Origin of the sequence: Sphingorhabdus lutea (assembly GCF_001889025.1) — a bacterium.
GTDB classification, from domain to species: domain Bacteria; phylum Pseudomonadota; class Alphaproteobacteria; order Sphingomonadales; family Sphingomonadaceae; genus Sphingorhabdus_B; species Sphingorhabdus_B lutea.
The window spans coordinates 1868889-1881221 of record NZ_CP018154.1 but is presented as its reverse complement, the minus strand read 5'-3'; the positions used below and the strand labels follow the sequence as shown (position 1 = coordinate 1881221).

Annotated in this window: 12 protein-coding genes and 1 tRNA gene; 6 read left to right on the top strand and 7 right to left on the bottom strand. The window is 44.3% G+C overall.

Going from position 1 to position 12333, the window contains the following annotated elements; genetic code table 11:
• Position 1 precedes the first annotated feature (1 nt).
• Together LPB140_RS08960 and LPB140_RS08955 are read left to right on the top strand one after the other, a co-directional pair.
• Positions 2-604, top strand: a complete 603-nt coding sequence (locus LPB140_RS08960; protein ID WP_072559538.1) for a DUF1178 family protein — start codon at positions 2-4, stop codon at positions 602-604.
• 65 nt (positions 605-669) lie between these two features.
• Positions 670-746 (top strand) — tRNA-Arg (locus LPB140_RS08955).
• Positions 747-821: 75 nt separating this feature from the next.
• Here LPB140_RS08955 and LPB140_RS08950 read toward each other — a convergent pair.
• The 5 genes from LPB140_RS08950 to LPB140_RS08930 form a co-directional block, all read right to left on the bottom strand.
• Positions 822-1880 (bottom strand): hypothetical protein, encoded by a 1059-nt coding sequence (locus LPB140_RS08950; RefSeq protein ID WP_072559537.1) that lies wholly within the window; start codon positions 1878-1880, stop codon positions 822-824.
• Positions 1881-2047: 167 nt separating this feature from the next.
• The gene (locus LPB140_RS08945) at positions 2048-3505 is read right to left on the bottom strand and encodes an argonaute/piwi family protein (RefSeq protein ID WP_072559536.1); all 1458 of its coding nucleotides are present in this window, start codon (positions 3503-3505) and stop codon (positions 2048-2050) included.
• On the bottom strand, positions 3495-4835 hold the full coding sequence (locus tag LPB140_RS08940) for a DUF4365 domain-containing protein (RefSeq protein ID WP_072559535.1): 1341 nt from the start codon (positions 4833-4835) through the stop codon (positions 3495-3497). Before LPB140_RS08940 ends, LPB140_RS08945 begins: the two co-directional genes overlap by 11 nt.
• Before the next feature lie 7 nt (positions 4836-4842).
• On the bottom strand, positions 4843-5088 hold the full coding sequence (locus LPB140_RS08935; RefSeq protein WP_072559534.1) for a hypothetical protein: 246 nt from the start codon (positions 5086-5088) through the stop codon (positions 4843-4845).
• Positions 5089-5170: 82 nt separating this feature from the next.
• Positions 5171-5500, bottom strand: a complete 330-nt coding sequence (locus tag LPB140_RS08930) for a DUF6471 domain-containing protein (protein WP_072560731.1) — start codon at positions 5498-5500, stop codon at positions 5171-5173.
• Positions 5501-5634: 134 nt separating this feature from the next.
• On the opposite strand from LPB140_RS08930, the gene LPB140_RS08925 reads away from it, so the two are divergent.
• Positions 5635-6696, top strand: coding sequence for an IS1595 family transposase (locus tag LPB140_RS08925; RefSeq protein WP_072559533.1), 1062 nt, complete (start codon positions 5635-5637; stop codon positions 6694-6696).
• A 3-nt stretch (positions 6697-6699) separates the two neighbouring features.
• Here the strand turns inward: LPB140_RS08925 and LPB140_RS08920 are convergent, their stop codons facing one another.
• Positions 6700-7182: a hypothetical protein gene (locus LPB140_RS08920; RefSeq protein ID WP_072559532.1), complete on the bottom strand. Its 483-nt coding sequence runs from the start codon at positions 7180-7182 to the stop codon at positions 6700-6702.
• 1329 nt (positions 7183-8511) lie between these two features.
• Positions 8512-9801 carry a sugar transferase gene (locus LPB140_RS08905; RefSeq protein WP_072559529.1) on the bottom strand — a complete coding sequence of 430 codons (1290 nt, stop codon included), beginning with the start codon at positions 9799-9801 and terminating at the stop codon, positions 8512-8514.
• A gap of 135 nt (positions 9802-9936) precedes the next feature.
• On the opposite strand from LPB140_RS08905, the gene LPB140_RS08900 reads away from it, so the two are divergent.
• From LPB140_RS08900 to LPB140_RS08890, 3 genes are all read left to right on the top strand, one after another.
• Positions 9937-10731 carry a class I mannose-6-phosphate isomerase gene (locus LPB140_RS08900; RefSeq protein ID WP_072559528.1) on the top strand — a complete coding sequence of 265 codons (795 nt, stop codon included), beginning with the start codon at positions 9937-9939 and terminating at the stop codon, positions 10729-10731.
• Between the two features lie 289 nt (positions 10732-11020).
• Complete coding sequence (locus LPB140_RS08895) at positions 11021-11848, top strand: hypothetical protein (protein ID WP_198024101.1); 828 nt, start codon at positions 11021-11023, stop codon at positions 11846-11848.
• Positions 11845-12330: a DUF3617 domain-containing protein gene (locus LPB140_RS08890; protein ID WP_072559527.1), complete on the top strand. Its 486-nt coding sequence runs from the start codon at positions 11845-11847 to the stop codon at positions 12328-12330. Before LPB140_RS08895 ends, LPB140_RS08890 begins: the two co-directional genes overlap by 4 nt.
• Positions 12331-12333 lie beyond the last annotated feature (3 nt).

The window sequence follows — 12333 nt, the reverse complement described above, 5'->3', positions numbered from 1 at the left end:
AATGATTGTTTTTGATCTGCAATGTGAAAATGGCCAACATAAATTTGAAGGTTGGTTTAAATCACAACATGATTATGAAGCGCAATTGGCGCGTTCGATGATTGCGTGCCCCATATGTGGCGACCCATCGGTAAAAAAGGCAGTCATGGCGCCCAATATTGGATTAAAATCCAATCAAAAGGCAGCTGTAAATATTGGCGCAGCTAAAAATAGCTTGGCAGCCGATGCAGGCATGGCAAAGGCGGCTGTTTCGCAAGATATTGCATCAAATTGGACCGAAAATGAAAAAACAAACCAAGGATCGGGGCAGGCGGTTAACGCGCCGGATTTGGGCAAGGTTGAGCAATTATTGACTGTTTTGCAGCAGCCTGAATATAAAGATTTTATATCAAAGATTTCTGAAGCGCAAAATAAATTGCTCGCCAAATCGGAATGGGTGGGGGATAAATTTTGTGATGAGGCCCGCGCCATATATTATGGAGATAAGGAACATCGGCCCATTTATGGCAAGGCAGCAGAAAAGGATGTCGCCGAATTGGTGGATGAGGGGATAGATGTTGCGCCCTTATTATATCCCGTCATTCCTGATAATATTAAAAATTAAATATAGCTTTTAAAACGATATGCTTGACCATATCCGCCCCATATATTAGCGCAGCATAAATAAATGCACCCATAGCTCAGCAGGATAGAGCATCAGATTCCTAATCTGGGGGCCACTGGTTCGAATCCAGTTGGGTGCACCAAAATTGCGGCATTATGGCGCAAAAGAACCAATGAGCGTTATAAAAATTTGAAATCATTGGATTAAAAACTGCTTTTTATGCAGGTGCGCTTTTCACTGGCTTGAGAAAAGTTCTATTCATGAACTTCATGTTTTCATCAAAAATGAAGCTACAATCTCCGCGCCGAATCCGTTCGCGCTTTTCCTCTCGGTCCACTGCAACGCCGATGTCTAAGTTATCGATAAATCCTTCCAAGGAAAAAAGCATAATTTCGCCCAGCTGGTCATAGTCAATAGCTTCAAAATTTGCTGTTGCTGCGCGCTCTGCACATATTCGCACATTTTCCTGATTGTCACGCCTGTCAACGGCGGTAAAAAAATTGGGCTTGTTGATGAGTTGACGACTGGCTAGCGCTAGTCTTGCCGCTAGTTCGCGCAACTGAACCATTGTCAGAGTCTGTCCAGCGGTTTCCATGATAATATTTTTCAATGCATGCTTAGCCGCGCCGGCATCGGTTAGAACAGCGATGAGGCCCACATCTCCTAACCTAAGAACGACAGTCTGATCGTTAGTCAGATCGAAATAATCGAATTGATCGACCATCATTTCGTCTTTGATGCGATACCACAGAAGCGTCCCGATCACTTCAGGTCCAATATCACCTCGCACATAGGGCATTCGTGCGACACAATGGATATGATGCTGCATTTCCCAAATGTATTGATCGGCGATCTTCGCTTTACCTTTGTTATAATTGAGGTGTTCGCGTAACATACGGTCTTTGAGGTGCGTTTTAATGAATAGGAGGCAGAGCCACGCATAGAGCGCCTTAATTCGCAGGGGCCCGTTTTTAGGATCGCGCAGTTGAATGTTTACTGCATCAAATCCTCCCGCAAGCATCTCCCTCATCGGATCTTCAATCAACTTTCCAAGAAGGCTGTTGCATTCTTTACAGCACGGCATCTTATATGTGCCATACTTGTGCTGTTTTCCATTGGGCAGCGTTATGTTTCTGTCGAAGAGACCATATCGCTTGAGCACCCATCGCGGTATTATGTGCTCATCATTAAACTTCACATTCCCTCGGGCTTCACCGCAAATAAAACAGCAATCAGTGCCGCAAATGCGATCGACAAACTCATCAACGCTAAACATGATTGTGCTACCATCTTTGCGGCGGAGCGTTCTACTTTCCGTTTGCGTGACCATCAGCTCAATCCACCGTCAACGCATCTAAATCCAGCTTATCGCTAGATGTCACGGTATCGTAGATAATATTTATCAGTATTCCCATTGCCTGCTTACCTTCATTAAGGTTTTAACTAAATGTATTTCCGATAGTCAGCGCTCACTACATCACCATCTCTGACATACTTCAAAACTTCTCCAACTTTTCTCGCGGCTCTTATTGGAATTGGCAGCCTCTGATTCATTTGGGTCGAATTCCAATTCACCTTTGTTAAGGAAAAAACCTCTTCGGCGATTTGCGAAACGGTGCTTTCGCTGCTGGGATGGGGGCAAAGCAAAAGTGGGTTTGGATCATATTGGCCTGGATAGGTCCCGTAGTAAGGCATGCTACCCCCAGTATAGAGCAATCCTTTTCCATGAAGGTCGACAAAAGTTCCGCGTAAAACTGGATAATTTCCATCACGCAGAATCCTCGCCGTATAGGACTCTTGAACCCAAACCAAATCATGCAATTCAGTGCCTGCCTCATCCAGTGCTGCAATGATTCCATCAGCCTCCTCGTCTTTGAAGCGGGAAGTTTTCAATACGAAAACGCGAGCCGGGAGAGTTTTATGATGGACTTTGTATGCGGCGAGAACGTTTTCGATGATTTCTTTGGCATCTTCATAAGCCATATATGGGTGCCGACCCCGGCTCTCTGTCTGGGCGCGGCGGCCCTTCAAAATAAAGCCGCGACCACGCTCGTCAAACATCTGAGCTGCACTTGTGAAGAGCTGCTGTCCGCCCACTTCCCGGTAAAAGCTTATTCCGACATAGCAAGATGAGAACTCGCCTTCCAACGGCATTCGGCGCCAAGGAATGCGTCCGCTCCCTTTGTAATAGAGGCTAGTCATGAGATTCCATGTGCGGCCAGCGATATCTTGGATCTTCCGAGAGCTGCTTTCTTTTACTTTTTGCGGAATAGCGACCTTATCGTCTATTACGTCTTCCCAGACTATTTGGATCGGAAAACTCAATCCCATTGCTCTGGCTTTCAACATCCCCCGAAAATTAGGCGCATCAGAACCGCTGCTATCTGATTTCTCGGTCGTGCTCCGGGTATCCACTTTTGCGTTCCAGACGCGCTCCAGAAGCCTTACAGGCAGCGCTATGACAGCAACATCGGGCCGGCTGCCACCGTCATCCATAGCTTGTAACTCACCAACGATCTCATTTACCGCCATTTCAACCGCGCGATTATGGTCGGGCTCCTTAGCAATTTTGTCTAACTTGCTCTTGGATAGGGCAGCGGTCGCACCGTCTTCGATTTGGAAACGACAACGATAGGGGCTTTGATTTCCAAGACCAGGGAAAGGCGGGTGCATGTTTGGATGTTTTTCACTTTTGCCATCAATACCACTACTGACAGTTTCAATGAATTTTCGAGTGTCTTCGATTGTCTTTGAGCTACCTACGACGCCTATCTTAATAACATCACCAAGAAACGCTTGAAGAGGGCCCGCTTCGGACAGGCCAAGTCGGGGATCCTGATGATGATGGTGATCGCCGAACTCCAATTCTGGTTCGTCGAAGATGCGGGTTTTAAATGACATCTGAAAACAGCCCTTCATCAAGAATGGGGTCTTCTTTCTTTTTTTCCGTCACCCATCCATCTTCTGGAACTCTAATGTCCAGATGTATTGAGGGAGGTTCGCCAAATTTCAAATAGGCCTCAGCCATTTCAACGCCACCGAATAGATCGTTCGCATTGCGTTCGGCTACGCGATCGCCTTCAGTGAGAAAGCGATGCCACATGATAACCTGCCCGCGCAGAGCCGCGCTTTTATCCAGACGCTTTTTCCCTGATAAAAGCGGAGCGGCGAATTGATGCGGGTAATACCCATTTGTCGTAAAATGATAGGTAGGGGTAACGATCAGATACCACTGATCTCCCATAAGTTCGAAACGAGGACTGAAGGCATGATGGCGAACGAAAGATACCCTTTCCTTGTTTTTGGAGTCCATAAAAACGCTGACAACATCCGCGTCGGTTTTCTTTTTAGATGACGTATATGCAAAATTTCGAGGCATATTCGTTTCTGTTGCTCTGAAATAGAGCGCTTTATGATCTTTGTTCCAGCCAAGATCCTCATCAGTTTGATGCCGGAGCGCTTGGCGGAGCAAGTAGCTAAACTTATTTTGCTCATCCACTTCGTCATGCAGCGCAAGGTCTTCAGTATCGACGGCCTCTACCTGATCGCCATCCACTATGTTTGCGCATAACGATGCCCGTGGGTCATGAAATGACCAGAATATGCCTCCATTAATTACCCAGTCGAAGCGCTTGGGACCGTCCCCATCAAGCATCACTGCAATGGCTTTTGCTGGCGTATATGGCGTGGAAGAAATATACATTTCTTTGGGAAGTGTAATTGGAAGTATGTTTACCAAAGCGTCTTCACCACCACCAAGAGGCGGGACATAATATCCCAGACCTGTCTTGGGCACTGTTAGCGCCGCCAGTTTGTTCACGGTGCTATCGTCAAGAACGTCAGCAGCTTTGTCTATATTCAGTCGCCGCTCGCCTGGGTCAGCGTCGCGAGACACCTCCTTCCAATAAAAACTACGATCAGATTGCCTAAAAAATACTACGACGACAGGCAGGTTTGATCCTCTCCAATATGCAAGATCCTGAGGGCGCAGAAGGTAGGTAAATCCAGAATCAGTTTCGGAAGTGTATTTTCCTTCCTTCGTGGATTTTATCTGCACTGCAATCATACGGGCCATTGGCTGACCCTCGTTCATGACTTCGGCTATACCATCAATGCCGGCTTCCAGTCTGGACCGACCATCAAACTGCCAACCCAAGGTTAAAAAACGGCCTCGAACCTCATTCTCGCCGATTTCACCGGTTATTTGATTGGCTGTGATTTTTTTTGTCATTGTCCCACTATTCAACCGAAAGCGAGTATAAATCAAGCTTCTCGCCTGATTTCAGGAAGTCGTCGATAATATTGGTTAGTATTCCCACGGCCTTCTTACCTTCATTAAGAAAAGTCGTAGGTTCAAGAACACAACCAAGCCGACGTAACAGCGTAAAAGGCAAGGCAATCTTGAAGCCTTCCCAAAGACCGTCGGTATGCTTCCAGGTAAGGCTGGCGAACATACTGCTCTGAGCATTTACTTCACGCGTCATGTATCCGATTCCTAAAGAATGGTAGAGTTTGCAATAACCTATGTTTTAGGACGGAAATTGAATTTACCCAAATGCGCTATTTTTATTCTGATGGTTTTGATGGTCCGCGCGCCAAGGTTTGTGCTCCACTCTTGCCCGTCGCATCATCTAGAGATGCCGACAAATTGATCCATTCAACGTCGAGTGCCTTTAGGCACTGCGCGAGAAAAACAGCCGTAAACCGACCTCGACTGACTTTATTCCGCAAATTGAGTTCATTATCCTCAATACCGTAGGCTGCAAGACGCTCGGCCAGGACAGCGTAAGACACGCCCCTCCGCATCATTTCAGCGCGCAAAATATTCTTGACGAGCTCTTCCCAGGATTTCTCGCTTGGATGGGCTTCTTCGGGCTTTTGGTTTTTCTCTGTCATGCCGATCTTATAGGACGGAAATTTCAAACTGCAAAACTTCTATCACCGGCTGTAATGGCAGGCATCATCATATATGATGATATAATGCTGGACAATCTATAAACATCACCATATATGATGATGCAGATCACCATATGGCGCAACATTTCCTCCTTTCCTCTAAAGCCAAAACGCTCTCGTTGCGTTCGGTCTTTAGCATGTCAGAAGAGCGCGCTTATGCGAAGTTCAAGCGTATCCGCTGGATCTCCACCAAGGGCAGACCGGTTTGTCCCAAATGCGGATCAGAAAAACATTGGGTTCTGATTGCTGACCGAAAATGGAAATGCTCTGTCGCGAAATGCCGGACACAGTTTTCTGTTACCAGCGGAACCATATTTGCAAGCCGCAAACTGAAATTCCGCAAAATCCTTGAGGCGATCGCTATCTTCACCAACGGCGTGTTGGGCGTGGCGGCACTGCGTCTGCAACGTGAAATCAAGGTAGAATATAAAACAGCGTGGGTGCTGGCCCACAAGCTTCGCGAAGCAATGGGCATTGATAACCACGATGATTTCGATGAGCTCGATGGTGTCGTAGAAGTCGATGGCGCGGTATTCGGCGGAAAGCCAAAGCGCATTGCTAATGACCCTGTCAATTGGGAAGGCTTGCGCGCGGCATCCAAAGCTGAGCAGCTAGCTAAAAAGCGATTGATCGTCGTGGTGCGCGAACGCGAAGATGAAGCGCGCGATAGACCCGCCCGTGTCCGCACCTTTCATCTAAGCAAGGAAGGCGATGCGGTCCCGATCATGCGTAAGTTGGTAAAACAGGGCAGTATTGTCCATGCTGATGAAGCGAGTCAGTATGACTCACTGCACGGCTATTTCGATACCAAGCGGATCAATCATTCCAAGAGCTACTCCGACGGCATCGCTTGCACAAACCAAGCCGAAAGCTTTTTCTCAAGAATGCGTCGAGCCGAACGGGGCGTCTATAACAGTATCGGCAGAGGCTATACCAGTTACTATGCCAGTGAGATGGCATGGAGAGAGGAAAATAAGCGCCGGCCAAACGGTGATTTGTTCGGAATGATACTTTCAAATGCTCTGGCATCACCGATATCGAGGCGTCTGAAAGGGTATTGGCAGCGTCAGGGCTCCGATAACTGCGCTGATCCCGACAAGGCGGAACTGATCAGGGCATTGAATTTAGGCCGCTGATTTTCAGGCTGGGATGATCGACCAATATATCGGATATTCGCCTTCGCCTTTGACATATTTATCGCGGCGGGAGCGCATGCAAGCGTCGACAGCGCCGCGCACTCGATCCACAAGCTGCCAGTCAGCATCAGCTATATTATGACGCTCAAGGATCATTTTGCCAATTTCTCGTGAAGGCATAGGCCTGTCATTTTCACGGAGGATCGTCATGCAATCCTTCGAAACTGTCCCTATCTCAAAAGGCAGGGCGTATCGGCCTGGTCGGATTGGCTTGATTTGTTCAGCATCCCATTCGGGGTTAACCTCAAAGAAAATGTTCTTGGCGTTGCTCACAAGATCTTCAAGCCTGGTTGCACGCGACCGCAATACCGACAACTCGGCATGTGACTCCTCGATCTTCGTGATGCTTTTTTGAACTTCGAGAAGTTCGCCGCTCCAGACGGCGTATTTCTTCTCCAGCGATGCTTGTAGATTGCTTTTACCCATACCAATTTCTTACGGAAATCAGCGCGATTCGTGGAGTCTGCGAATCGGTTATTTTGCGACATAATGCCGCAAAATTGCGTATAAAAGCGAACCAGTGTTTTTTATATGTCCGCCTTAAAAAGCGGTGGCCTTTGGTTGGCTTTGGGCACGGAGTAGCATTTACCCTGTTTTATATATTTTTTAGGTATGGTTTTCGCATATCATATTGATTATTATACTATAATGACAGATATCTATATATATTAGATATTTATGCGGAAGAGGCAGGATGTATACACAGCCATTTTCATTCCCAAAGGCCCATCCAGAACAGCATTTGATAATGCACAAGGAATGTAGAGATGAAATATACAATTAAAAACATGCTGAAAATTATAGGTAAAGGTATTTTGTACTGCTTCGCTATTCAGATTGTGGGGGGAATATTGTTTGCAATATATCTTTGGATTCAAGAGTATATTACAGGGCCAATTTATTGGGACTAAAATATCTAGTTTAAATGAAAATTGGATAAATATAATGAAAATTACTCCAAAACGGGTGCTTGATAATATTATAAAAGCAATTTTGATCTCTTTGGGCTTTTATATTGGTTTACTAATCCTCCTAGGTATATATCTCATTTTGCTTAATTATATTTTTGTGTGATTGGTCAAGGCTTGCCGATTTCATTAGTTTCATCTGGCACATGCGGAGTTAGGTAAATGCGTAGAATTGATGAACAGTTTATCACCGATGTTAGGATGTTCGCCATATTTATAATGACATTCTCTTTGGGGCCTATTCTAATGACTCCACTTATATCTGAAAATGCTCAATTCATAACAGTCTCAATATTTCATATCATATTATTTTTATTGGTTCGTTACGAGATATTGGCCAGAAATCTACCAAATTATTTTGTCCTTTTTGCTTTTTTCCTCATTATTATATGGATTGATTATTATGCTATATGGATAGATTATTTTGCTGTGGCCGATTATTTCCCGGAATTAAACAACATAGGTAAGTTTATCAGCACTAATTTTAGTTTCTTTACTGGAAATTCTTTTAAGTTTATTTTGCTGATGACATTCATACTCTCAATTGATGAAAAGAAACAATTTGATTAGATGTGTTTACCAAGCCTCTTGCGGCGATAAAAATAGCTTCGTAAAGGGCAATAAAAAAGGAACAGAAGGCCATTTCAGGCCCATTTGTTAATTTCAGCGCATAAATCTCCGGCTTAATGTCGCACAGATGTTTACATGCGTGAGTGCGTTAATGTGCAGCTTTGCGATATATCAAGCAATTTCTGTTGACCATATTACAGGATAATAATTTCATGTCCTATTTCGACCCATATCCGGTGAGCATAACCAATATGGTGCGTAGGAAAATGATCGCGTCTAGCCAGTAAGAGAAATTTTTAATGTAGAAAAAATCATATTGTAATTTAGTGTCAATATCTTCCAATTCGGTCACATGGCCTTGATTTACCTGTGCCCAACCGGTAATTCCAGGGCGCACAATATGGCGATATGAATAAAATGGGATTTCATTTTCATACCATTCTGACAAGGCAACAGCCTCTGGCCGTGGGCCAATCCAGCTCATTTCGCCTTTTATAATATTCCAAATTTGTGGCAATTCATCTATGCGCGAACGGCGCAGGAACATTCCATAACGGGTAATGCGCTTATCCTGTTCTTTGGTCATTGCCTCAACCCGTGGGTCTGTTTTATCCGAGGGAGCCTCTGCATTGCGCATGGTGCGAAATTTAACCACTTCAAAAATCTCTCCGCGATATCCCATGCGTTTTTGTTTGAAAAATATGGGGCCGGTTGAATCGATTTTGACCATAATCGCGGCAATCAACATGGGCAGCAAGATAATTGGAAAGGCAATAAAGCATAGGATTAAATCGCCAAGCCGTTTCACATGGCGATAGGGTTGGCTGGGCAATAATGATCCAAAACTATTTTCGGAAATATGTTCCATGCGCACACGGCCCGATAGCGCCTCTGACACTTGTTTAAAATGATATACCGCAATGCCTGACAATGCGGCCTTTGCAATCATCTTTTCCCATTCATCATCATGATCAAAATGTAAATCAGCAATGATAATTGCATGGGGATCACCGGGTAAAATGGCATCTTTTAAATAGGATGCAGGAATGTTTATATGCTTTTGTAATGTTTCAATCCTGCCGCCGGGGATTAAATAATAATGCACCTTTGGCGATCGGCGAATAATGGCATCAATCGCAAAACGGGTGGTGACCGATGAAGCAAAAGCCAAGGAAATAATCATATTGCTATAAGGAAGGCGCAGGGCGAGCAGGATAATCACGCCAATTCCATATAATGTTGCAAAGGTGGGTAAAATAAATGCCGCATCACTTGTCCCGGGAAAACCGCGCATTTTGCGTAAAGCGGCAATGCTGAACGCGGTGCTGAAAAATGACATCCAAAAAGAATATAATGATGTATCGCTGGAAAAACCAACCTTGGGTATCATCAATAATATAATGGTTGTGGGGACAATAACCCCAATAATTAAGCAAAGGATAAGCTGTGTTAAACCGCGATCAAGCAAACTTGCCTTAACCGTTGCCGCACCAAGTGGGGTCTGCATATTATTTCCTGCTGTTTAATTATTATAGAGCGACCAATTTATATTAATTTTTCATTAAAGAGAAAATTAGCATTCTACAACCTTTGTTTGTTATGAAGTAATTGGTGAATCATATAAGGATGGAATAACAGTGATATGATGATTAAACTTCCCAAAAATCTGGTTGATAAACCATGGGGGCGTTATGATTTGCCGACAAATATGGGCGGGCAGGGGCGCCAAATTGGGGAAATATGGTTTGATGACATTCAATTACCCTTGCCATTATTGGTCAAATGGTTGTTCACATCTGAAAAATTATCGGTGCAGGTTCATCCTAATGATGCTCAGGCAATGTCACGCGGCTTAAAGTCCGGAAAAGAGGAATGTTGGGTGATTACTCAAGCCGAACCAAATGCCGTTTTGGGCATTGGGACTCAGCAAAATTTGAACGATGAAGAATTAAGACAAGCCGCCATTTCAGGCGATATTGAACATTTAATGGATTGGAAGCCGGTGAAGGCAGGGGATTGGTTCTACATTCCCGCCGGAACTATTCATGCAATTGGTGCGGGCGTGACATTGGTTGAAATACAGCAAAATTCCGACATTACCTACCGCCTATATGATTATGGCCGCCCGCGCGAATTACATTTGGATGATGGTGTATCGGTTAGCGTGGCAAAACCATATGATGACCCGCGCCATGGGCAATTGCCAATTGGTGACGGCTTGGTCCAGTTACTTTCCTCGCCACATTTCACTCTTTATTACGGAAATGAAACGGCCATCAATATATTAGCCGAAGATAAACCCATTTGGTTGATCCCTATTCACGGGCAGGCCGATTTAAGCGGAATGGATGTCGGCATAGGTGAAGTTGCCTATGGCACAAAAAATGGCAAATGGTCATGCGATGATGGCTGTGTTTTTTTGGCGGCTTATATTTAATTAGGCATATATAATATAGCGCATGAAAAAGTGGGAGCCGTAGCTCCCACCTTAATTTGGTGCAAATCAGATTGCTTGTTAACAACCAGACCACGATTTCAAGAATTTTTTAGATATATATCAAAAAGATATGTAGCCAAAATTAGAAATCGTGGTCCAGCTGCAACCAATTCTAATTACAGCCATTTTTCAGTATTTATGACAATCCTTGTTATATTTATTTCGAAAATTGTTTTTAGTTATGGATTAAATTAAATGATATTTTCCTTTGGCTAATAAGGAGAGTTTTATGCCACCATCGAAATTTATCATGCTTGCATTTTTATGGGCAATGGTTTCGGCTGCACCGGCAAATGCCCAAAATGGATCAATCGATGGTGAAGAGCCAGATATGTTTGAAGGGTCAGAAATTTTTGCATGTCCCGACGGCAAATATCAAAGCGGTTGTGATATTGCGGATGTCGAAAAAGCAATCTTATCCGATGCATCGTCCTTTTCCAATATTGGGCAAAACTGCCTTTATGCGGTGAAGGCGAATTGTTCAGTAATTGCTGCTGGTCAAATAAACATATCGTCGACGAAAACCCAATTTCATTGGCAGCATCTGTCGCTTCAACCAAAGGACGGGCCGCATGTAGAAATGATGATATTATTTACAAATGAGAATGAACCGGAATTTTTCTCCGCCATGCAGGTGGAGGGATTTTTTGATGCGCCCATTTTGGTGCGTGATGATGATAGGGCAATTCTGCATGTTCCGGCCCGAAATCGCGGTTTGGGCAGTGCGGATCAAATTTTTTATTCAACGGGTAATAGTTGGAATGTTACGACTGCTTATAATATTGAAAGACAGGTCAATAAATTACTTCCTCAAAACTTCCAATTGGCATCACCTATTTTCTTTAACCTTCGTGAAGCAAGTGCCTTTTCATTGGTGCGAAGGCACAATGACGCAGGGTGCTGCGCCACGGGCGGCACGGTAAATATCGATTTTGAGGTTAGGGATTATGTTTTAGAGGTCAGCCAGATCGCCTTTAACGAGACTATTCCTGTCGGAAACCCTAAATATACATCATCAGGCGATAGTGAAAATCATACTGAAGGAGGATCGAAGTGAAGAAATTAAACAGGGTTTTGCCTATATTTATTATATTTCCCGCGACAACGGCGCTTTGCATGGATCAAATGCCCACTTTTACACCTGGTGAATGGGAAATCACCACACAGCAAGAGGCGGGGGCCACATATAAAGATAGCAATAGTAAAAGAGAAGGCGGGTTTAGCAGCATTAAAGAGGATAAACCAAAGCAAGTGATCAAAATGTGTGTGACAAAGGATCATGCCAAATTGTCGCCCCAATTATTTGCACCAAAATGCCAATTTTCAAACGCTGTTTATTCCGAGAAAGAGATGAAAGCAGACCTTAATTGCTCCAATCCTTCCATGCCAATGCAGGGAAATATTCGCATGACGATATTAAATGGCGGAAAAGAAATTTCCGGTTTTCAGTTTTTAAGCGGCGGCGGCAAACAAGTAGGCGCGATGATGATGACCAATATTAGAATGAAATATTTGGACGAATGCAGCGATAAAAAATAATCT

Coding starts and splice junctions, on each gene's coding strand:
- LPB140_RS08960 (WP_072559538.1), top strand. CDS start 2: ATGATTGTTTTTGATCTGCAATGTGAAAATGGCCAACATAAATTTGAA.
- LPB140_RS08950 (WP_072559537.1), bottom strand. CDS start 1,880: ATGTTTAGCGTTGATGAGTTTGTCGATCGCATTTGCGGCACTGATTGC.
- LPB140_RS08945 (WP_072559536.1), bottom strand. CDS start 3,505: ATGTCATTTAAAACCCGCATCTTCGACGAACCAGAATTGGAGTTCGGC.
- LPB140_RS08940 (WP_072559535.1), bottom strand. CDS start 4,835: ATGACAAAAAAAATCACAGCCAATCAAATAACCGGTGAAATCGGCGAG.
- LPB140_RS08935 (WP_072559534.1), bottom strand. CDS start 5,088: ATGACGCGTGAAGTAAATGCTCAGAGCAGTATGTTCGCCAGCCTTACC.
- LPB140_RS08930 (WP_072560731.1), bottom strand. CDS start 5,500: ATGACAGAGAAAAACCAAAAGCCCGAAGAAGCCCATCCAAGCGAGAAA.
- LPB140_RS08925 (WP_072559533.1), top strand. CDS start 5,635: ATGGCGCAACATTTCCTCCTTTCCTCTAAAGCCAAAACGCTCTCGTTG.
- LPB140_RS08920 (WP_072559532.1), bottom strand. CDS start 7,182: ATGGGTAAAAGCAATCTACAAGCATCGCTGGAGAAGAAATACGCCGTC.
- LPB140_RS08905 (WP_072559529.1), bottom strand. CDS start 9,801: ATGCAGACCCCACTTGGTGCGGCAACGGTTAAGGCAAGTTTGCTTGAT.
- LPB140_RS08900 (WP_072559528.1), top strand. CDS start 9,937: ATGATGATTAAACTTCCCAAAAATCTGGTTGATAAACCATGGGGGCGT.
- LPB140_RS08895 (WP_198024101.1), top strand. CDS start 11,021: ATGCCACCATCGAAATTTATCATGCTTGCATTTTTATGGGCAATGGTT.